Origin of the sequence: Pseudomonas sp. GZJR-8 (genome assembly GCF_002916705.1) — a bacterium.
GTDB classification, from domain to species: Bacteria; Pseudomonadota; Gammaproteobacteria; order Pseudomonadales; family Pseudomonadaceae; genus Aquipseudomonas; species Aquipseudomonas synxantha_A.
In genome coordinates this window covers 101,986-123,786 of record NZ_JXSI01000002.1, presented here as the reverse complement: position 1 = coordinate 123,786, position 21,801 = coordinate 101,986, and the positions used below count along the sequence as shown (strand labels likewise).

The 21,801-nt window shown below is 60.7% G+C and carries 16 protein-coding genes and 1 other RNA gene; 2 read left to right on the top strand and 15 right to left on the bottom strand.

Features of this window, described 5'->3' with window-relative positions; all coding sequences use genetic code 11:
* Nucleotides 1–2: 2 nt before the first annotated feature.
* Nucleotides 3–551, top strand: coding sequence for an adenine phosphoribosyltransferase (locus tag TK42_RS03870; RefSeq protein ID WP_005790291.1), 549 nt, complete (start codon nucleotides 3–5; stop codon nucleotides 549–551).
* A gap of 109 nt (nucleotides 552–660) precedes the next feature.
* Here the strand turns inward: TK42_RS03870 and TK42_RS03865 are convergent, their stop codons facing one another.
* The 6 genes from TK42_RS03865 to TK42_RS03835 all read right to left on the bottom strand — a co-directional run bounded on the left by TK42_RS03865 (nucleotide 661) and on the right by TK42_RS03835 (nucleotide 7,318).
* Nucleotides 661–1,809, bottom strand: coding sequence for an acyl-CoA dehydrogenase family protein (locus TK42_RS03865; protein ID WP_103733643.1), 1,149 nt, complete (start codon nucleotides 1,807–1,809; stop codon nucleotides 661–663).
* A 198-nt stretch (nucleotides 1,810–2,007) separates the two neighbouring features.
* Nucleotides 2,008–2,610, bottom strand: a complete 603-nt coding sequence (recR, locus tag TK42_RS03855; RefSeq protein ID WP_005790294.1) for a recombination mediator RecR — start codon at nucleotides 2,608–2,610, stop codon at nucleotides 2,008–2,010.
* 66 nt (nucleotides 2,611–2,676) lie between these two features.
* A complete protein-coding gene (locus TK42_RS03850) occupies nucleotides 2,677–3,711 on the bottom strand; it encodes an NADP-dependent oxidoreductase (RefSeq protein ID WP_103733641.1) in 1,035 nt (344 codons plus the stop codon).
* A gap of 139 nt (nucleotides 3,712–3,850) precedes the next feature.
* Nucleotides 3,851–4,189 (bottom strand): YbaB/EbfC family nucleoid-associated protein, encoded by a 339-nt coding sequence (locus TK42_RS03845; RefSeq protein ID WP_003193199.1) that lies wholly within the window; start codon nucleotides 4,187–4,189, stop codon nucleotides 3,851–3,853.
* A 43-nt stretch (nucleotides 4,190–4,232) separates the two neighbouring features.
* Nucleotides 4,233–6,299 carry a DNA polymerase III subunit gamma/tau gene (gene dnaX / locus TK42_RS03840; RefSeq protein ID WP_103733640.1) on the bottom strand — a complete coding sequence of 689 codons (2,067 nt, stop codon included), beginning with the start codon at nucleotides 6,297–6,299 and terminating at the stop codon, nucleotides 4,233–4,235.
* Nucleotides 6,300–6,376: 77 nt separating this feature from the next.
* Nucleotides 6,377–7,318, bottom strand: coding sequence for a DMT family transporter (locus tag TK42_RS03835; protein WP_103733639.1), 942 nt, complete (start codon nucleotides 7,316–7,318; stop codon nucleotides 6,377–6,379).
* 99 nt (nucleotides 7,319–7,417) lie between these two features.
* Between TK42_RS03835 and TK42_RS03830 the strand changes: the two genes are divergently transcribed.
* Nucleotides 7,418–8,281: a LysR family transcriptional regulator gene (locus TK42_RS03830; protein WP_103733638.1), complete on the top strand. Its 864-nt coding sequence runs from the start codon at nucleotides 7,418–7,420 to the stop codon at nucleotides 8,279–8,281.
* 113 nt (nucleotides 8,282–8,394) lie between these two features.
* Here TK42_RS03830 and TK42_RS03825 read toward each other — a convergent pair whose 3' ends face one another.
* From TK42_RS03825 to TK42_RS03785, 9 genes are all read right to left on the bottom strand, one after another.
* Entirely contained in the window at nucleotides 8,395–8,985 is a 591-nt protein-coding gene (locus tag TK42_RS03825; RefSeq protein WP_078822042.1) for a hypothetical protein, read from the bottom strand.
* A gap of 1 nt (nucleotide 8,986) precedes the next feature.
* The gene (locus TK42_RS03820) at nucleotides 8,987–10,033 is read right to left on the bottom strand and encodes an N-acetylmuramidase family protein (RefSeq protein ID WP_103733637.1); all 1,047 of its coding nucleotides are present in this window, start codon (nucleotides 10,031–10,033) and stop codon (nucleotides 8,987–8,989) included.
* 158 nt (nucleotides 10,034–10,191) lie between these two features.
* Complete coding sequence (locus TK42_RS03815; protein WP_103733636.1) at nucleotides 10,192–12,153, bottom strand: AAA family ATPase; 1,962 nt, start codon at nucleotides 12,151–12,153, stop codon at nucleotides 10,192–10,194.
* Between the two features lie 150 nt (nucleotides 12,154–12,303).
* Nucleotides 12,304–12,400: signal recognition particle sRNA small type (ffs, locus tag TK42_RS03810), an RNA gene on the bottom strand.
* Nucleotides 12,401–12,535: 135 nt separating this feature from the next.
* Nucleotides 12,536–13,702: a putative zinc-binding metallopeptidase gene (locus TK42_RS03805; protein ID WP_103733635.1), complete on the bottom strand. Its 1,167-nt coding sequence runs from the start codon at nucleotides 13,700–13,702 to the stop codon at nucleotides 12,536–12,538.
* A 117-nt stretch (nucleotides 13,703–13,819) separates the two neighbouring features.
* A complete protein-coding gene (gene ligA / locus TK42_RS03800) occupies nucleotides 13,820–16,186 on the bottom strand; it encodes an NAD-dependent DNA ligase LigA (RefSeq protein ID WP_103733634.1) in 2,367 nt (788 codons plus the stop codon).
* An 87-nt stretch (nucleotides 16,187–16,273) separates the two neighbouring features.
* The gene (zipA, locus tag TK42_RS03795) at nucleotides 16,274–17,137 is read right to left on the bottom strand and encodes a cell division protein ZipA (protein WP_005790323.1); all 864 of its coding nucleotides are present in this window, start codon (nucleotides 17,135–17,137) and stop codon (nucleotides 16,274–16,276) included.
* Between the two features lie 259 nt (nucleotides 17,138–17,396).
* Nucleotides 17,397–20,885 (bottom strand): chromosome segregation protein SMC, encoded by a 3,489-nt coding sequence (gene smc / locus TK42_RS03790; protein WP_103733633.1) that lies wholly within the window; start codon nucleotides 20,883–20,885, stop codon nucleotides 17,397–17,399.
* A 2-nt stretch (nucleotides 20,886–20,887) separates the two neighbouring features.
* Complete coding sequence (locus TK42_RS03785) at nucleotides 20,888–21,547, bottom strand: GntR family transcriptional regulator (RefSeq protein WP_005790326.1); 660 nt, start codon at nucleotides 21,545–21,547, stop codon at nucleotides 20,888–20,890.
* Nucleotides 21,548–21,801 lie beyond the last annotated feature (254 nt).

Genomic DNA, 21,801 nt, shown 5'->3' with positions numbered 1-21,801 from the left:
CGATGACCTTCGATTCGTTCGACATCAAATCCCTGATTCGCCCTGTCATCGACTTCCCCAAGCCTGGGGTTATCTTTCGTGACATCACCCCGCTGTTCCAATCACCCCGCGCCCTGCGCCTGGTAGCCGACAGCTTTGCCCAGCGCTATGTCGAAGCCGATTTCACGCATATCGGTGCGATGGATGCCCGCGGTTTCCTGATCGGTTCGATCATCGCCTACCAGCTCAACAAGCCGCTGATCCTGTTTCGCAAGCAAGGCAAGCTGCCGGCGGACGTGCTGGCCGAGGGTTACCAGACCGAGTACGGCGAAGCCTTCCTGGAAGTACACGCCGACAGCCTGTGCGAAGGTGATTCGGTGCTGATATTCGATGACCTGATCGCCACGGGTGGCACCCTGATTGCTGCAGCCAACCTGGTACGGCGCATGGGCGCGCAGATCTTTGAAGCGGCGGCGATTATTGATTTACCGGAATTGGGTGGTTCGCAGCGGTTGGAAGACATGGGGATTCCCACGTTTTGCCTGACGCAGTTTGGGCTGACTGAAAGGTAAGGGTCGTCAGTACTGCAGTCATCGCGGGCAAGCCCGGCTCCCACCTTGGAATGCATTCCCCTGTGGGAGCCGGGCTTGCCCGCGATGAGGCCCGAGAGAACACCCCGGTTCACAACCCCATCTGCTTACTGATGATTTCATTCATCACTTCGCGCGTCCCGCCCCCGATCGACAGAATCCGGTTATCGCGATACAGCCGCTCCACCAGGCTACCCCGCATGTACCCCTGCCCGCCCAACATCTGCACCGCGTCATAGGTCACCCGGTCAGCTGTATCCGTGGCCAGGTTCTTGGCCATGGAAATCTCCTTGATCACGCTCTTGCCCGCGGCCATCTTCGCCGCCTGACGGTAAGTGAACTCGCGGGACACTTCCACGGCAGTGGCCATTTCCGCCAGGCGGTGCTTGAGCACCTGGAACTTGCCGATGGGTTTGCCGAACGCTTCGCGCTGGGTGGCCCACTTGAGGCTTTCTTCCAGGGCCAGTTGCGCGGTCATGTTGGCCATCAGCGCCAGCGCCAGGCGCTCGCTCTGGAAGTTGCCCATGATGCAGGCAAACCCCATGTTTTCAGCGCCGATGAGGTTGCCGACGGGCACGTGGCAGTCGTCGAAAAATAACTCGGCCGTGTCCGACGCCCACCAGCCCATCTTCTTCAGCGGCTGGCCAACGGTGAAACCGGGGGTGTCTTTTTCAATCAGCAACAGGCTGATACCGCCGAAGCCCGGCCCGCCGGTGCGCACCGCCACAGTATAGAAATCCGACCGACTGCCGCTGGTGATAAAGGTCTTGGCACCGCTCACACGGTAGTGCTCACCGTCACGCACGGCGCGGGTGTGCAGGTTGGCGACATCAGAGCCGCCACTCGGTTCGGTAACCGCCAGGGCGATGATCTTCTCGCCGGCCAGCACCAGGGGCGCTATACGCTCCCGCACTTCAGGCCGGGCCCATTTGACGATGGGCGGCAAACCGATATCCAGGGAGCCGAGCCCGGCCACCACACCACCGGAACCGCAACGCATCAGTTCTTCGCTGGCGGCGACCTTGGCGAACAGATCGCCTTCGTGGCTTCCACCCAATGCCTCGGGGTAACCGATCCCAAGAATGCCCGCCGCTCCGGCTTTGAGGTAAAGCTCACGAGGAAAGCTCTCAGCCTCCTCCCAGTGCTCGATGCCCGGCAACATCTCGCGCTCGACAAACCGGCGCACGCTGTCGCGGACCAATTGGTGGCTGGGGTCGAAGTATTCCTGATAGGCAGACATCGGCAAGCTCCATGGCGAGATGGAACGAACTTACCAAGCGCTTGCTTGGTTATCAAGCTGTACACGATTTTCACCGACACCACAAAACCAATGTGGGAGCCGGGCTTGCCCGCGATGCAAGCGCCTCGGTTTTTCAGTTACACCGTGGTGATGCTATCGCAGGCAAGCCAGCTCCCACATTGGGGGCTGCAATGGGCGTTAAAGGGCGATCGGCTTGCGGCCTGCGAACGAGTGCGCCAAGGTACCGCCATCCACCAACTCCAACTCGCCCCCCAACGGCACGCCATGGGCAATCCGAGAAGTGATCAAGCCCTTGTTGGTCAGCAGTTGGGCGATGTAATGCGCCGTGGCTTCACCTTCCACCGTCGGGTTGGTCGCCAGGATCACTTCGCTAAAGGTGCCCTGCTCTTCAATGCGCGCGACCAGTTGCGGGATACCGATGGCTTCCGGCCCCAAACCGTCGAGCGGCGACAGGTGGCCCTTGAGCACAAAGTAGCGGCCGCGATAACCGGTCTGCTCCACTGCATACACATCCATCGGCCCCTCCACCACGCAGAGCAACGTGTCGTCGCGACGGGGGTCGGCGCATTGCGGGCAAAGTTCTTCTTCGGTGAGCGTGCGGCACTGACGGCAGTGGCCCACGCCTTCCATGGCCTGGCTCAGAGCCTGGGCCAGGCGGGTGCCGCCACTGCGATCACGCTCCAGCAGTTGCAGCGCCATGCGCTGGGCAGTTTTCTGGCCAACACCTGGCAAGGTGCGCAGGGCGTCGATCAGTTGGCGAATCAGGGGGCTGAAGCTCATGGGCGAAGGGTCCGACAAAACAACGAGACGCGGTTTATACCCGCGCCCCGGATTAGCGTCAAATACTCAATCTTGCGCGACGCGCACCACCAACTTGCCGAAGTTGTGTCCCTCCAGCAAGCCGATAAAGGCTTCAGGCGCTTGCTCCAGGCCATCGACCACATCCTCGCGGAACTTGATCTTGCCATCGCGCACCCACGGCGCCATGGCGCTGAGGAATTCCGGCTGGCGGTCGCCATAGTCGTCGAACACGATAAAGCCCTGGATACGCACACGCTTGGTCAGCAAGGTGCGTTGCAGTGCCGGCAGGCGATCAGGGCCGCTGGGGGTTTCATGGGCGTTATAGCCGGCGATCAACCCGCACAGCGGCACGCGCGCCTTGGCATTGAGCAGCGGCAGCACCGCATCGAAGACCTTACCGCCGACGTTTTCGAAATAAATGTCCACGCCTTTGAAACAGGCCAGGGCCAACTCATGGGCGAAGTCTGCGCTCTTGTGATCGATACAGGCGTCAAAGCCCAGCTCATCCACCACATAGCGGCACTTGTCGGCACCGCCAGCAACCCCCACCACGCGCAAGCCCTTGAGCTTGGCCACCTGCCCTACCACCGAGCCCACCGCGCCGGACGCAGCCGCCACCACCAGGGTTTCCCCGGCCTTCGGCTGGCCGATATCCATCAGGCCCATGTAAGCGGTCATGCCTGGCATACCCAACACGCCCAGAGCCATCGACGGGCTCGCAAGCCCCTTGGGCAATGGCATCAGGTTCTTGCCGTCGCAGATACTGTGGCTCTGCCAGCCGGTGGCACCGACCACCAGATCACCTACCTCGAATTTCGGGTTGCGTGATTGCTCGACACGGCTGACAGCACCGCCGGTCATCACTTCGCCGATTTCCACGGGTGCGGCGTAGGACGGCGCGTCACTCATGCGTCCACGCATGTAGGGGTCCAAAGACAGGTACAGCGTCTTGAGCAGCACCTGACCGTCTGCCAGATCCGGCAGGCTTACACGTTCCAGGCGGAAGTTTTCCGGCGTGGGTGCGCCTTGAGGGCGTGAGACCAGAACGATGCGTTGGTTGAGCGTCATTTCTTGAGGCATCAGCGGGGCTCCTTTTATCGATGAGAATTCAGCGGTATAGGGTGCAGACCATAGGCAACGGGCCGGGGTTCGATGTTTCGTGCGCGCAAAAAAAATGCCAGGCGCAATGCCCGGCATTTGAGTCTAGCCAACGTTTGTATCAGAACGGCAGTTTCATGCCCGGTGGCAGCTGCATGCCAGCCGTCACGCCGGACATTTTGTCCTGGCTATTGGCTTCGATCTTGCGCACAGCATCGTTGACGGCTGCGGCGAACAACGCTTCGAGCATTTCCAGGTCATCTTCGCCCACGCCAGGCAACACGCTCGGGTCGATGCTGACACGCTTGATGTCGTGACGACCGGTCATCACCACGCTGACCATATCGCCACCGGCTTTACCGGTGACTTCGGCGTTGGCCAGTTCTTCCTGCATCTTGGCCATTTTTTCCTGCATCTGCTGTGCCTGCTTCATCAGGCCGGCCATGCCACCTTTCATCATGGGAATCACCTCAAAAGTACGTGGATCAATAAATAGCCCGGTGTCATGACGCTTGGGGCACCGGGGCTTCGACAGGTTCAATAGTATCGTGGCGGACGACCGCACCGAACTGTTGCATCATTTGTTGGATAAGCGGATCAGCGTGGATCGAATCCTCAGCCTCGCGCTGGCGGTTCAGACGCCGACGGGTCGCGGCCTGGGCCGGGGTTTCCTGCTCGGGCTTGATCAGTTCGATGGCGATGGTCAGCGTGCGCCCATGGTATTGGTTGAGCGCATCGTTGAGCCGACGCTGCTGGGTCGCATTGAACAAGGCGCTGTGGGCCGGATCCAGGTGCAGCAGCCAATGGTCGCCCTCGATGGAGATCAGTGTGCAGTTGGCGGCGATACTCCCGGTCATGCCGGAGATCGGCAATTTCGGAAACAATTCCAGCCATTGCAGGGCCAGGCCGGTGGCCGGGGCCGCAGCCGGTTCTGCCTCGGGCTGGGGCGCTGGCTCGGCGGTATGCTCGCTGGCCAATTCGTCCAGGTAGCTGTAGGCCGAATCCATGTCCGGCTCGATGTAGTCTTCGTCCAGCGGCGGTTCGTCGTCCAGGTCGATGCCGGGGGTCGCGGCCTCGACCTGGGCTACCGTCGGCTCGGGAACCGGCGCCGATACCCACTCAGGGGCATCCGGCACCACGCTGTCCGGGGTCGGCGCAGGCATCGGCGTCAGCTCCGGCTGCTCGCCGGCAGTTTCCAGTACGGGTTCTACGGCGGGCTGTTGCTCAGCCTCGGGCTCAGTCTCTGCTTCGACCGGATCGTTCCAGGGCAGGTCGACCACGGGGGCGGGCTCGATAACCGGCTCGGGCTCAACCACAGGTGCCACTGTAGCCGGCGCAGGTTCGGGCTCAGGTGCCGGCGCCACCGGCGCAGGCGCAGCCACTACTGGCGCGACAACGGCCGCGCCAGCCACTGGTTTGGCGGAATCAACTGTGGCCTGGCTGATCCCCACTGGCTTTAGCGGCTGTCTCGGCGCGTCTGCCGAATCCGCCGGCCGGAACGCCAGCATCCGCAGCAGCACCATTTCAAAGCCACCTCGCGGGTCCGGCGCCAGGGGCAGGTCGCGGCGGCCGATCAGGCCCATCTGGTAGTAAAACTGCACATCCTCGGCCGGTAATGCCTGGGCCAGGGCCAACACGCGGTCGCGATCGCCATGGCCGTTATCCACGCCTTCCGGCAGGGCCTGGGCGATAGCGACGCGGTGCAGCACATTGAGGATTTCCGAGAGCACGCCATTCCAGTCCGGGCCTTGCTCCGACAGGTGGCGCACCGCTTCGAGCAACGCCTTGGCGTCACCCTCGATAAGCGCGTGCAGCACGTCGAACACCTGGCCGTGGTCCAGGGTACCGAGCATGGCGCGCACATCGGCAGCCATCACCTTGCCTTCGCCAAAAGCGATGGCCTGGTCGGTGAGGCTCATGGCGTCGCGCATCGAACCGTCGGCGGCGCGGCCCAGCAACCACAGGGCGTCGTCTTCGAACGGTACGTTCTCGACACCCAGCACATGGGTCAAATGCTCGACCACGCGCTCTGGCGTCATGTTCTTCAGCGAGAACTGCAGGCACCGCGACAAAATGGTTGCAGGAAGTTTCTGCGGGTCGGTGGTGGCCAGGATGAACTTAACGTAGGGCGGCGGCTCTTCCAGGGTTTTCAACAGCGCATTGAAGGAGTGGCTGGACAGCATGTGCACTTCGTCGATCAGGTAGACCTTGAAGCGCCCACGGCTCGGCGCGTACTGCACGTTGTCGAGCAGCTCGCGGGTGTCTTCGACCTTGGTGCGGCTTGCGGCGTCGATCTCGATCAGGTCGACGAAACGCCCTTCGTCGATCTCGCGGCAGACCGAACAGGTGCCGCAAGGCGTTGACGTGATACCGGTCTCACAGTTCAGGCACTTGGCGATGATGCGCGCAATGGTGGTCTTGCCCACCCCGCGAGTACCGGTGAACAGATAGGCGTGGTGCAGCCGCTGGCTGTCCAAGGCATTGATCAGAGCCTTGAGCACATGGGTCTGGCCGACCATTTCGCGGAACGAGCGCGGGCGCCATTTACGTGCAAGAACCTGATAACTCATCGAAAACCGTCGCAACTGGGAAGCGGAAGCCGGTAATGCTAGCGGAGCAGGGGGGAAATTGCATCCGGCACGCTCGTCTAATCTGACGAAGCTGGCTTGATTGCCCGTCCAGATGGCGTCTGCGGGTGTGCCGGCCGCACGATTGAGCGCCAGCGTCCCTCCAGGCTGATAGCGGCGACGCTGGTCAGCACGATCACCGCACCCAGCATCACCTGCAGGGTCACCTGTTCACCGAGCAGCGTGGCGGCCATCACCATGGCAACCGGCGGAATCAGGTACATCGCCACCGAAGCGCGGCTGACTTCGACGTGCTTGAGCACATAACCCCAGGCCAGATAGGCCAACGCACTGGGAAAAATACCCAACACCAGCACCGCGAGGTTCTCCCGCAACGGCGCCTGCACGATAGCGGCAGGCAGGCCCGGCAGGTTCACGCACAGCATCAAGGTGCCGGACCAGACCATGTAGCACGCCATCGTCAACGGACTGTAGCGATGGGCGTAATGCCTCTGGATGGCGAAGTACACGCTCCATGAGCAGGCCGCCAGCAGGATCAACAAGCCGCGCGGGTCGATATCGCCTACACCATGATCGCCCCAGATCACCACCAGCACGCCGGCCAACCCCAACAGTACACAGCTCCAACGCCAGATGCTGACGCGCTCCTGCAAACAGAAAAAAGCGATCAACACACTGAACAGCGGCGCCGACTGTGCCAACACACTCGACGCCGCCGCTGTCACCCATTGCTGCCCGTGATTGAGGCTGGTGTGGTGCAGGAACACCCCGAAGAAACCCAGCACCAGCAGCCACGGCAGGTCGCGCACCTGGGGCCGGCCAATGCCGACTACCCAGGCCACAGCCGCCATGAATAGCGACGCAATCAAGAAACGCAGCAACGCCAATTGGCCAGGGCTGTAGCTGTGCAGCCCCATATGCACGCCTATGGGTGAATAAGCCCAACAGAGGATGACGCTGGCAATGACTAGCGTAAGCTTGAGCGGTGACGGGGTACTCATCGATGGCATCCATAAAAGAAGGAGTGCCGTCAGTCTTGGCCCGGGCCAGGCGTAGGACAATTAAGCGTTTCTGACTTCTGAAATCACTGGAACTGAGCAATGGAACTGGCCCAACTGAAAATGGTGCGAGCCGTGGCGCAAACCGGCAGCGTGGCCCAGGCCGCCCTGCAACTGCACTGTGTGCCGTCCAACATCACCACCCGCATCAAGCAGCTGGAAAGTGAGTTGGGCACACCGTTGTTTATCCGCGCCGGCCGCGGGCTGGCGATCAGTGCTGCGGGTGAGATCTTCCTGGATTACTGCGAGCGCATCCTGGCGTTGGTGGATGAGTCCAAGCGTGCGGTGGATGCCAGCGCGATTCCCCGTGGCACCTTGCGCATCGGCGCGGTGGAATCCAGCGCCAGCGGCCGCCTGCCGCCGCTGTTGGCGGAGTATCACCGGCGTTATCCCGAGGTCAGCCTGGAGTTGGTGACCGGCGCCTGGGCGCAACTATTGGACGACCTGCAACACCATCGTCTGGATGTGGCCCTCGTGGCCGCCAGTGGCAAACACACGAAGCTGGAGCACAGCGTGGTCTACAGCGAACGCCTGGTACTGATCGCCAGCGCGTCCAGCGCGCCCATCCATAGCCCCGAAGACCTGGCTGGCCGCACATTATTGGTGTGGCCGCCCGGCTGCCCCTACCGCGCAACACTGGAAAACTGGCTCAAGCCCCAGGACTTCAAGCCGGCGATTGCCAGCTATACCAGTTGGGGCACGATCATCGGCTGCGTCAGCGCGGGGATTGGCGTGGCTTTGGCGCCGGAGGGCATCCTGGCGCGTTATGAGCAGGCCAATCAGCTGGCATCGTACCGGTTCGACGAACTGGCAGCGGTAGACAACTTGCTGTTCTGGCACAAAGATACCCATCGGCATCTTGCACGGGATGCATTCTCCGGGCTACTGCGCGAAACCTTCGGCTAACACCGCCAAAATGTGGGAGGGGGCTTGCTCCCGATAGCGGTGGGTCAATCAATATAGGTGCTAGCTGACGCTTCCTCATCGGGAGCAAGCCCCCTCCCACATTTCAGAGCTTCTCAGAGCTTCGGTGCAGCCAACCGTGTGTACTGGCCCTGGCTGATCCAGCCCGTGAAGGAACGGTCGTGCGCATTGATAAACTCCACCTGCGCCCAGCCGTCCTTGAACGCCAGCACACCCACTACATCACCCTTGACGATATAGGGACGCTTGACCGCCTTGGCCCCCGGAGTTTTCAGCAGGTAAGCCTTGTCGGCAGACACCGTCACCAGCCCGATCCACTTTTTGCTGGCAGTCTGGGTCAGGTCCAGGCCCGTGGCGATTTCCGGCATCAACACGTTGATGCAGCCGGGGTGTTGCCGGCCCTGCTCCACTGTCAGGACCACACCGTCGGACGCCACTGCCACACTCCCAGGGTAGGCAGCATCCAGCCAGGTGGTAAGCGTCTCTGGCTTGCCTTGCAGGTAGAAGGTGCAACGGCGGCTAACGCCCTCGCCCATCGCTTCGGAATAAAAGCCTTCAACCTGGTTACCGGGCGTCACCGCCAGCATCAACCCTTCGTACTTGCCTGAATGCAAAGCGGCCGAACCAGCAAACGCGGGGGCCACGGCGCACAACGACAGCATTCCCATCGCCAGAAAACGAATCATCTTATTTCTTCCCTTCAAAGGCTTCGTAGGCTTGTTTCATCAGCACGTCATAGTTGCCGTAGTCCTCGCCGTTATAGTTACGAGCCATGGCTGTGAAATCCTTGTTTTTCATCGCACTCATCAGCGCCGTGCTCTTGCTGCAAAAACTGAGGTAGGCCTTGAGTTGATTACCGGCGTTTACTTTTAACGCCGCTGCAAACTCGAACACCGTCTTGAACCCGCACGACGCGAAGTTGAACCCCATGACCTGAAACATCCCCCAGGACGCCGACATCAGTGCCGCTTCCTGGTCGAGAGCAAAAGCGGTGGCCATGGTTTCCCAGGCCTTGACCTGGTCCTTGTTGTTGGTCTGCCACTGCGGCCCGGCTTTTTTCTTGTAGACGTACGACAGCAGCGGCTGCGACTGGTCGTAGATGTGCTTGGTGTACTTGCGAAAGTGGTGCCCTTCAAAGGCGATGATCGGCAGCTTGGCCGGCCCGAACCCCACCTTCCCGCCCGACTCGATGGTGGCGAACGCCTTGACCACATTCACCGAGATGCCGTTGCCCAATTGCTTGGCAGCATTCTGGAAGTCCGTATCGCTCAGCGTCGTGCCGCCATCGCAGGTGGCCTGCAACATTAATTGGCGGTTGCGCCGCTCGGCTTCGATCACCGCACGCACCTGGTTCAGGTAGACATTGACCGTGGCTTGCACTGCATCGACGTTGTTATTGCCCAATGCGTTGAGAAAGCTCGGAATACGCATGGTCGGGAAGGCCCGTACGGGTACTTTCACCGCTTCCTCGATCAAGCTGTTGAACGTACGCCCCGTGGGGTCGATCACCCCATCGGGATGAGCATATTTGAGATGGCGGAATTGATACTGGCTGATGCACTGCACCAACTGGCCATCGCACTTGCCGTTTTCCAGCAAGGCAAAGCCCATTTTGGGAATGATCAGGTTGAATAAATATTGGATGCACTGCACATCGGCGGGCAAGTTGCGGGCTTTGCCGGGAGCGCCGACTGAGGCACTGATAAGTCGAGGCAACCCTTGCAGGCTTTTCATGACAGACATCCTTGTAAGTTAGAGAAGCGATAGCACTTCAATATCAAGTCCATGCCCTTGTCATGCTCTGAAACAAGTGGCCGGCGCAAGCTAACAAGGCGGTCTGGGGGTTGTCCAGAGGGCTTTTCCAAAGTTGTGAAACAGCTGGATTAAATCCTTCAGTAACCGTGTAATTCGCGGGTTTTCTGATACTTGTGATAGTCGAGCCACTCAACCACATCGTAGGGCAGATAGAGCTGCTGGGTTGCTCGCGAAATTGCGATATACACCGCACACAGTCGCTGGTCGAACGCGTAGGCATCCTGGAACTTTACGTTGGTCAACAACGCTGGTGTGAGCAACACCCGGTTGAACTCCATGCCACCGGCGTCTTGCGCCAACATCAAGAGGCAGCGCTCATCCGGATGGCCGCTTTGCCTGTTCAAGCGCGTGACATCCGCCAGATTAAAGCCTTTTTGCAGCTCAGCTTCGACCCAGAGAAACGCCTCATCGAACTGGCAGGCCTCGCGTACTTGCTGCCAATCGGCCATATCGCTGAAAAACGGGTGGGGCCCGCTGTCATTGAACTCGCTGCTGTAGAAGTCAGGCTTGAACAACGCGACCACGGTGTCCATAAAATACTTGAGCGACTGCTGCGCTTCTTTACCGGCCAGGCTGAACGCACAACGGGCTTCGCTCAACTGGATGGCCCACTTCATTGTGTCCCAGTGGGATGCGGTCAATACCACGCAGCCTTGCGGCGGTACAAAGCCCAGCGGATAAAACTCGATACCGACGTCGGCATCCCGAGCCCCCTCGAAAAGCACTTTGCTCTTATCCGAATGCTGGCTGATCAAGGGATTGACCAGGCGCTCGACATTGCGTCCGGAGCGCACGGAGTAACACACATCCGTATGGCGCACCTCACGGGCGCGCCTGACCATGACTCCACTGGCCTGCTGATACTCATCCCCCAGGGTTATCAGCACCTGCCGGCCCCGCTCGATGATTTGCAGCAGCGGCGCCGGAATATCCTGGCTCTCGTCGATAAGGACGTGGGTATAACGCTCGGGCACCACGCAGCCGGCGAGGCTGGCGCGCTTGATCATCAGCAAGGCTTCAAACCCAGTCTGGCTGCCCCAGGCCGGATTCGCTTCGAGATAGCTCCATAGCCGGCTGGCATATTCGAGCAGTGCCCTGGCATCAACGCTGGACAGCGGCTGTTTGAAATGCGGCAAGTGCTTCGCCGACAGGCTGTATTCCCAGGAGCGGCAGTAGGCTTGCAATACGTTGAGGCAAACGTCGACCACAGCCTGCCCTTGCAGGCCACGAAAGCCGAAGATATTCAGCTCCTGAGCCAGTGCCTGCTTGCTCGGCGCCCTCACCTGCGCAGTCAGCGGCTTGGGCCTGGGACCCTGCATCAAGGCGTGGGCGAATGCATGGAAGGTATGCCCGGCCTTTCGCTCGCGTACGCCCACCATACGGGCACGCAGGGTTTCCAGCTTTGCCGGGGTACGCGCCAGCAACAAAGTCTTTTCCGGACGCAAGTGCTCCATCAAGGCCACCAGCAGGTGACTCTTGCCGATACCTGCATAGCCCTGAACATGCAGGTCTTCGTTCAAGTTGGCACGGAAGGTTCTGACCAACTTGTCTTGCTCGGCACTCAACCAGCGCTCGCGATGCCTGGGCGTGACCATCTGCTTGCTGAAGGGATCATTGGTCTTGAGATGGCGGACTTTGTACTCTACGTCCCACTTGCCGCTGGGCAACAGATAGTCGCGCGCCTGCACTTCCTCCGCTAACAGAAAACGCAGCTTCAGGCTTTTGACCACATTGAGGCCGAAGTACAGCTTCCTTTGGTCGAACAGCCGCTGCGCCTCGGAGAGTAGGGAGACGCTTGCCGAATGGCTGGCCTCTACCGCCCAGTCAATCAGCTTGGCCAACACTTTTTCGGCACCATTGGCGCTCAGGTCGCTTTCGGGCACCTGCGCCAGGTTCTGGATCACCAGCACCGCCGCCAACTCCGGCTCACTCAGGGCTACCAGCGCTGCTGCACCGTCACCGCTCAGCAAACCCGCACAGGCTTGCTCGGTGATCGGCAAGAACACAGGGCTGGACAAATCAAAATGTTCCGAGTGCATACAGCCTCGTAGCCAGGGGAAAGACACGCTTGGGAGTATGCCACTAGTCGTGGAGTGGCCGTCGTGCACTGTGCGATAAGGGTCACAGATGACTGGCTGACTATATGGATTCAGGAATAGGTAAAACAGAAGGGAGCGTTATGGAGGCAACCCCACCAGCCACACCCCGGCACACAATGTTCCCGCTGTGGCTGCTGCCTTCCGGCTCTGACCAGGTTCACGGGTAATCGTTGCGGGGGGACCGATGGGGTCACCATAACGACGCAAGCCTCTCGGCAAGCCGCGCCATTGTACCGATCTGATCGGAAGTTACAACCGTAAAAAATGAGAAGCTTCAAGTACTTGCCATGGCCCTCTGCAATTACCCCTCCCACAGGGGCAATCACTGTACCTGCAGAACCTCGTCCGCTCTGCCGCCCTCTTCCTGGATGACCAGGTGGATAAAGTGCAACTTGGCTATCACCGCCGGCGGGAGCACGAAGGGGTAGAAATCCGGCTGGCCCATGGCGCGGGACAGTTCGTTGAGCATACCGGCCAGCTCGATCCAGGCATTGACGAACGAGAGGAACGCCGGGCCGCCGGGGTGTGCCGGGTCATACAGCGTTGTCAGCGGGAACGGTTGGTAGTCCAGGTCCATCTCGCGGGCGCTCATGCCAAAGCCCAACGCGGTGTCCACCGCGTCCATCATGTGCAGGTAATGGGCCCAGGTTTCAGCCCAGTCTTCCCAGGGATGCATGGTGGCGTAGGCGCTGACGCAGGTTTGCTGCCAATCCGGACGCGGGCCGTTCTGATAATGCTGGTCGAGCGCTTCGGCGTAACTGGCGCGCTCATCGCCGAACAAGGTGCGAAAAGCATCAAGCCAGTGGCTGTTGGCAATCAGCCGATCCCAGTAATAGTGGCCGACTTCATGGCGAAAATGACCGAGCAAGGTGCGGTAAGGCTCACGCATCTGTACGCGGACTTTTTCGCGGTGAGCATCGTCGGCTTCCTTGATATCGAGGGTGATCAGGCCGTTGGCATGGCCAGTGGTCGGCGCATTGCCTGCCAGGTCAGTCCCGATGAAGTCGAAGGCCAGCCCGGTGTCTTCGTCAACGCTCTTGGGCACCACCTGCAGGCCCAGGCTGATCAGTTGTGCCACCAGCCGACGCTTGGCAGTTTCGACCTTGCGCCAGCGTTCGGGGTTTTCCGGGATGGATAGATCAGGAATTGTGCGATTCAGGCTACAGGCCACGCACAGCGACGCAGTGCTGTGGGCGGGGATCAGCCAGTTGCACGCGGCCGGTGAGTCGAGGTTGGCGCAGCGACGCCAGGTGCCGGCATCGGGCGCGTCATCCGCCAGCCAAGTGTCAACGACAGGGCCGGGTTGCAGGGAAGACAAACGGCTTTGCTGCGGCAGATAACCCAGCACCGCCTGGCAGGCCAGGCATTGGCTGTTGCGAAAGAATAAAGACTGGCCGCAGCGGCATTGCCACACCTTGCTGTTGCGCGAGGTTTGAGCCATGAACGGGGCGGCGATGCGCGAACTGAGTTGCTCGAAGTAACGGAACATGGCGGGCTCTCCCTGGGGTGACAGAGACTAGATCATTTCTCGCTCGAGATCGTTCCGCTTTCTTGAGGGGCTGCTGCGCAGCCCGACAGGAGCAAGCTCCCTCGCCACCGGAAGAGGTCAGACGCTGATGTTGTGGCTGGCCAGGAAGGCGACGAAGGCCTCCTCATCCAGCACTTTAAGGCCCAGCTCGCTGGCCTTGGCCAATTTGGAACCGGCTCCCGGCCCGGCGACCACGCAGTGGGTTTTCGCCGAGACGGAGCCGGCCACCTTGGCGCCCAGGCTTTCGAGCTTGTCCTTGGCGACGTCGCGGCTCATCAACTCCAGGGAGCCGGTGAGTACCCAGGTGTGCCCGGCTTCGGGCAAGCCTTCAACGACCTTTTTCTCGCTCTGCCAGTGCATGCCGAAGTCCTTGAGCTGCTGCTCGATGGCCAGGGCATGATGGGCGTTGTCAGGGTTGTCGAAGAATTCGCGCACGGCCTTGGCTTGCTTCTCGGGCAGGGCCTGGCGCATATCCAGCCAATCGGCCTTGATCACGCCTTCCAGCGAACCGAACTTGTCTGCCAGTTTCTGCGCAGCTCCCGGCCCGACGGAAGGTACATGCAGCTTGTCGAGCAAGCCGCCCAAGGTGGTGCTAGCGGCGAATTCTGCGCTGAGTTCGCCTTGCTCCTGCAATTGCAGGCCGCATTCGTCCGGCGACAACAGTGCACCGATCACATCCTGGTTATGGCTGTCTTCAAAGAAGCTATGAATCTCGTGCGCCACTTCCAGGCCGACGTCGGGCAAGTAGGTCAGCACTTCAGGCAAAGCCTTCTGCACACGCTCCAGGGACGCCAGCGAGCGTGCCAGCACCTTGGCGGTCTCTTCGCCCACATCGGGAATACCCAGGGCGTAGATAAAACGCGCCAGGGTCGGGGTCTTGCTGTTTTCGATGGCGCTGATCAGCTTCTTGCTGGAGATATCGGCAAAGCCTTCCAGGTCGATGATCTGTTCGTACTTGAGCTTGTAGAGGTCTGCCGGCGAACCGATGAGTTTCTCATCCACCAATTGCTCGATGGTCTTGTCGCCCAGGCCGTCGATGTCCATGGCACGCCGCGAGACGAAATGGATGATCGCCTGCTTGAGCTGCGCGCCACAGGCCAGGCGCCCGACGCAACGGTACACCGCGCCTTCGCTGACGGTTTCCTTGCCTTTGCTGCGCTTGACCAGTTGCGTGCGCTCCACATGGGAGCCGCACACCGGGCAGTTCTCGGGGATCTGCACCGCACGGGCGTGCTCCGGGCGACGCTCGGTGACCACCGAGACCACCTGCGGAATCACATCACCGGCGCGGCGGATGATCACCGTGTCACCGATCATCAGCCCCAGGCGCGCCACTTCGTCCATGTTGTGCAGGGTCGCGTTGGACACCGTCACGCCAGCCACCTTGACCGGCTTCAAGCGCGCCACCGGGGTCACAGCACCGGTACGGCCGACCTGGAATTCCACGTCGAGCAACTCGGTCAGCTCTTCCATCGCCGGAAATTTATGCGCAATCGCCCAACGCGGCTCGCGGGCGCGGAAGCCCAGTTCACGCTGGGACGCGATGCTGTTGACCTTGAACACCACGCCGTCGATTTCATAGCCCAGCGCATTACGGCGCTCGCCAATGTCGCGGTAGTAGTCCAGGCACTCCTGGATCCCCTTGGCCAACTTCAGTTCGTGGCTGATCGGCATGCCCCACTTCTGCAACTGCTTGAGGTTGCCGATATGGGTATCGCTGATATCCGCGGTCACTTGGCCGATGCCATAGCAGCAGAATTCCAGCGGGCGGCTGGCAGTGATCTTCGAGTCCAGTTGGCGCAGGCTGCCCGCCGCGGCGTTGCGCGGGTTGGCGAAGGTCTTGCCGCCGACTTCCAGCTGCGAGGCATTCAGGCGTTCGAACCCGGCCTTGGACATGAACACTTCGCCACGGACTTCCAGAGTGGCCGGCCAGCCGCTGCCGTGCAGCTTGAGCGGAATATTGCGCACGGTGCGCACGTTGACGCTGATGTCCTCACCGGTAGTGCCGTCACCCCGGGTGGCGCCGCGTACCAGTTCGCCGTCCTGATACAGCAGGCTGACCGCCAGGCCATCGAGCTTTGGCTCGCAGCTGTACTCCACTGCCGCACCCGCGCCAAACAGATCGCCTACCGGCAGGTCGAGGCCCTCGGTCACCCGGCGATCAAACTCCAGCATGGTGGTTTCATCAAAGGCGTTGCCCAGGCTGAGCATCGGGATCTCATGCTTGACCTGGGTGAATGCCGACAGCGCCGCACTGCCGACCCGCTGTGTCGGTGAATCACGCGTCACCAGCTCGGGATGCTCGGCTTCCAGGGCCTTGAGCTCGTGGTACAAGCGATCGTACTCGGCGTCCGGAATGCTCGGCTCGTCAAGCACGTGGTAGCGATAGTTGTGCTGATCCAGTTCAGCGCGCAGTTCGAGAATGCGGGTAGGGGCGGCGGTCATGGGTGTTCTCTCATAAAGCAAAAGAGCAGCCGAAGCTGCTCAATATGTTAGTGCATGGATTCTACAGACAACGCTTATGATCGAACCTCAGCGTTTCTGTGTCAGGGCACGACGCTCGAACTCGACGATGCGCTGACGATAATGCTCGATGGTCTGGGCGGTCAGGACGCTGCGTTGGTCGTCCTTGAGCTCGCCGTTCAATTCCTGGGACAGCTTGCGAGCTGCGGCCACCATCACATCAAACGCTTGCTTGGGGTGACGCGGGCCTGGCAAACCGAGGAAGAAACTCACCGCCGGGGTGCTGAACAGGTCGATATCGTCCAGATCGAAAGTGCCGGGTTTGACCGCATTGGCCATGGAGAACAGCACTTCGCCATTACCGGCCATGCTCTCGTGACGGTGGAATATATCCATCTCGCCAAAGCGCAGGCCGCTCTCAAGGATGTTCTGCAACAGCGCAGGGCCCTTGAAGCCACCAGCATCGCGGCAGATCACACTGATAACCAGGACTTCCTCGGCGGCCGGCTGATCGTTTACCGATTGGCGTGGCGCGCTTTTGGTCGGAGTCTCGTCGGGGAAGTCGTCATCACGGCTGCTGAAGCTCGGGCCGTCATCGACGTCGAGGTTCAGGTCACCTTGATGCGGCTCGGCAACCGCCGCGCCACCACGCTTGCCGCGCTTGGAGGACGGCTCGCGGGCTTCCCGCAACGGCGCGCTCATTGACGGCAAATCATGCTCGTCCAGTTGCGGCTCTTTGTGGGTATCCAGCACACGGGGCGGCCCCAGCAGCTCGGCGGCGCCGTCGTCGTCAGGCAAGTTGGACAGGTTTCGGTCCAAGCGGAACTTGAGCTTGCCCTTGCCACCGCGCATGCGGCGCCAGCCATCGAAAAGAATACCGGCAATGACAATGATGCCGATGACGATCAGCCACTCGCGCAGACCGATTTCCATGTAATCCCGTGCCTCTAATAAAAAATGCTGAAAAATAAGGGGTTTAGCACCGTGCAAACCGCTTTAAAACGTGGCGCCAACTCTATGTTCTGACTGACGTTTTGCCCACGCATACGAAAAATTGACATTAAACTAGCACGACCAAAGATAACTTTACACCGTCTGTCAAAATGCCTTGAACAAATATGTCCATTTGCCACTTTCGCCAGACCGGTAAATCGCCCTACGACGTGCCGTAAATTCTCTCTCCTGGCATGGTTCAGGATTCCACCATTGCCATCGCCTCTTCCACATCCACTGCGACCAAACGCGAACAGCCCGGCTCGTGCATCGTGACCCCCATCAACTGGTCCGCCATTTCCATGGCGATCTTGTTGTGGGTGATGTAGATGAACTGCACAGTCTGGGACATCTCTTTGACCAACCGAGCGTAGCGTCCAACGTTAGCGTCATCCAGCGGCGCGTCAACTTCGTCGAGCATACAGAACGGCGCCGGGTTCAACTTGAAGATGGCAAATACCAGGGCCAATGCGGTCAGGGCTTTTTCGCCACCGGACAACAAATGGATGGTGCTGTTCTTCTTGCCCGGAGGCCGCGCCATGATCGTTACCCCTGTATCGAGTAGATCTTCGCCCGTCAGTTCCAAGTAGGCACTGCCACCACCGAAAACTTTTGGGAATAACGCCTGTAAACCGCCATTAATCTGATCAAAGGTATCTTTGAAGCGGTTGCGGGTTTCCTTGTCGATCTTGCGGATCACGTTTTCCAGGGTGTCCAGGGCTTCGACCAGATCGGCATCCTGAGCATCCAGATAACGTTTGCGCTCGGACTGCTGCTGGTACTCATCGATCGCCGCAAGGTTGATGGCGCCAAGGCGTTGAATGCGCGCGGCAATCCGCTCAAGTTCTTCTTCGGCGTCCTTCTCGTTGGCCTGGGCGGTCAGGGTGTTGAGCACGCCATGCAGGTCATAACCGTCTTCGAGCAACTGGTCCTGCAAGGTCTTGCGGCGCACGGTGAGGGCTTGCCACTCCATGCGCTGTTGTTCGAGTTGGCCGCGGATCAATTGGGATTGCTGCTCGGCCATGGTACGGCGCTTTTCAGCGTCACGCAGTTCGCGGTCGGCATCTTCCAGGGCGATCTGCGCGGTCTTGAGCTCTACGTCGACGGTCATGCGCTTGTCGAGCAGTTCCTCAAGCTTGAGGCGCAGCTCTTCCAACGGCGCCTCGCCCTCCTCCAGGTTGAGGCTCAGTTGCTCACGTTTTTCGGTGAGGCGTTCGGACTGCATCTCCAGGCGCTCAAGGGCCTGGCGCGTGGAATCATGCTGGGCCCGCAGAGAGCCCAGGCGCACCGCCAACTGGTGAGCGTGATCCTTGTGCTGGCGAGCTTCCTGGCGCACGCGGTCAAGGCGCTCGCGCAGGCTGTCACGCTGGGCCAGCAGCAACTCGCGCTGCTCGGTATCCAGCGCCATGCTGTCGAGGGCTTCCTGCAATTGCAGGCGCGCTTCGCCAACCTGCTCATGTTCAAGGGCGCGCTGTTCGCCCATCTCGGCCACTTCTTCGTCAAGGCGGGTGCGGCGCAGGGTCAGTTGTTCGACCTTGGCTTTGCTCGCCGACAGTTGGGCTTTCAATTCGCCTTGCTGGCGCGCTTCGTCTTGCAACAAGCGGCGCAGGTGTTCGCGGCCGGTCTCTTGCTGGCGCTGGGTGGCGCGCAGGGTTTGCAGTTCGGTTTCCAGGCTTTCGAGGGTGGCTTCGCGCTCTTCGCGTTCGGCGATCAAGTTGACGATTTCCTGGCCGCGGGCCAATACGCCACTTTCCGCTTCGCTGGCACGGCGCACGCGCAGGAAATGTCGGCCGATCCAATAACCGTCGCGACTGATCAGGCTTTCGCCGGCGCTCAGTTGACCGCGCTGGGCCAGGGCCTGTTCAAGTGACTCAACCGGCTTGACCTGGCCCAGCCATGGCGACAAATCAATCGCCGCCTCGACCTTGTCCAGCAGGCTGCCCGGTACCCGCGTGCCGTCGGCCGCCGGGCTGAGCAAACGCAAATCGCCCTGGGCGAAACCGGCCAGGTCGAAGCCGCCAAAATCGTCCACCAGCACCGCTTGCAGATCGGCGCCGAGCACGGTTTCCACCGCCAGCTCCCAACCGGCTTCTACCTTCAAGCCTTCGGCCAGGCGCGGGCGCTCAGCCAGATGCTGGTCGCGCAGCCACTCGGCGGTGCCGGTGCCAGGGTCCAGCGCAGCTTGCTGCAAGGCTTCAAGAGATGCCAGGCGCCCATTGAGCCGTTGCAGATCGCCCTGGGCCTGCTGCTGCGCCTGGGTTGCCGTATGCAGTTGCTGACGCAATTGCTCCAGGCGTTCCACCTGTTGTTCCTCGCTGGCTTCCAACTCTTCCAGCGTCATTTCGCTTTCGGCCAGTTGCTCGCTCAGCGCCATGATCGCCGCGTCTTCGGGGTCGGCGGCGAGCAATACACGTTCTTCCTGCAGGCGACGCTGGCGTTCGGCCAGGCGCTCCATGCTGGTTTCCAGTTGCTGAATGCGCGACTGCTGCACCTCGGCCTGGCGACGCGGCTCGGCCGATTGCAGGTTGAAGGTATCCCACTGCTCCTGCCAGGCGTGCATGGTGGTTTCGGATTCTTCCAGCGCGGCGGCGGCCTCTTCGGCGGCGGCGTTGGTGATTTCCTGCTCGGGGGTGAGCATGTCCAGCTCTTCGCCGAGGGTCAGCAGCAAGGTGCGGTCATGACCCAGGTGCGACTCGGTTTCCAGGCGAGCGCGCTCGGCCTCCTTCAAGTCATCCTGCAACTGGCGCAAACGCTGCTGGCCGTGCTGGATGCTCTGCTCGACCCGAGCGATATCGCCCCCCACCGAATAGAAGCGGCCCTGCACCAGATTGAAGCGTTCGGACAGTTCATGGTGCCCGTCACGCAAGCGTTCGATGCTTGCGTCAGCATTGCGTTGCTCGGCCACCAGCGCCTCAAAGCTGACCTCCTGGGTGCCAATGATCGCTTCGCGCTGGCCCACTTGATCGTTCAGTGCCTGCCAACGCAGGGCCGACAGTTGCGCCTTGAGCTGGCGCTCTTCGCCCTTGTATTCCTGATACTTCTCGGCGGCCTGGGCCTGGCGGTGCAGACGCTCCAACTGGCGCTCCAGCTCTTCGCGCAGGTCGGTCAGGCGGGCGAGGTTTTCATGGGTACGGCGGATGCGGTTTTCAGTTTCGCGGCGGCGCTCCTTGTACTTGGAGATGCCGGCCGCTTCTTCGATAAAGTTGCGCAGGTCTTCGGGCTTGGCTTCGATCAGCTTGGAGATCATGCCCTGTTCGATGATCGAATAGCTGCGCGGGCCCAAACCTGTGCCGAGGAAAATATCGGTGATGTCCCGGCGGCGACACTTGGTGCCGTTGAGGAAGTAACTGTTCTGGCTGTCGCGCGTCACTTTGCGGCGAATGGAGATCTCTGCGTAGGCGGCGTATTCGCCGACCAGGGTACCGTCGGAGTTGTCGAACACCAGTTCGATGCTGGCCTGGCTCACCGGCTTGCGGCTGGTGGAGCCGTTGAAGATGACATCGGTCATCGACTCGCCACGCAGGTTCTTCGCCGAGCTCTCGCCCATCACCCAGCGTACGGCGTCGATGATGTTCGACTTGCCGCAGCCATTGGGTCCCACTACCGCTGCCATGTTGCTGGGGAAGTTCACGGTAGTCGGGTCGACGAAGGATTTGAACCCCGCCAACTTGATGCACTTGAGCCGCACGCTTAGGCGTCCGCCAACGCAGCGATGACCAGCGAGCTACTGCGCTGGCAGTAGGCGGACAGCACCAGGCGAATCTGCACCAGATCACGGGCGAGCACCGCGGCGAGCAATTGCTCGAACAGTGCCTGGAACTCGCTCATGGACGCCTTGCGCTGATCCAGGGCCAGGTAATAAGCGCGGTTCATCGCCGGCTGCAGGTTTTCAACGGTTTCCTGCAAATACGGGTTGTTGGCGAAGGGATACGCGGCGCGCATCACGCTGAAGCTTTCTTCGACGAAGGCGCGGATGTCCTCGCGCTCCAAGCTCAGCTGCAGGCGTTGCTGGATCTGCAGGAACGGCGCCATATCGGCCTGGGTCTGCCAGCCTTCGGCCACTGCATTGCCGAGCAGGATGTACATCTCGCCCATCAACGTACACAGGCTCTGCACCTTGTGCGCGGTGAGCTCGGTAACGTGGGCGCCACGGCGCGGCAGGATCGCGATCAGATGGCGGCGTTCGAGGATCAGCAAGGCTTCGCGCACGGAACCGCGACTGACGTTGAGCGCCAGCGTGACCTTCTGTTCCTGGATCCGCTCCCCAGGCTTGAGTTCGCCGCGAATGATACGTTCGGCGAGGTGGTGAGCGATTTGCTCGGCGAGACTGTCCGGCGCCTTGAACGTCATGTTTTCCCTTCAAAATCTTCTATCGGTACAAGCGCGGCAGTGTAGCGCATTGGCCCGCTGATGGCGCTACGCCCACCGTGGCGAATTTGGCATGAAATAAGCAACGTTAACAGCCCACACGCCGCCAAAAACACCGGTTCCAGAAGACTGAACCATAATTGAAAGTGTTGCGATCGCATTTTCTTGACCCATAGGTCAGAAAACCATTGACCGAAAAGTCAGACATGACTAGATTCGGCGCAAAGCGGTTAACA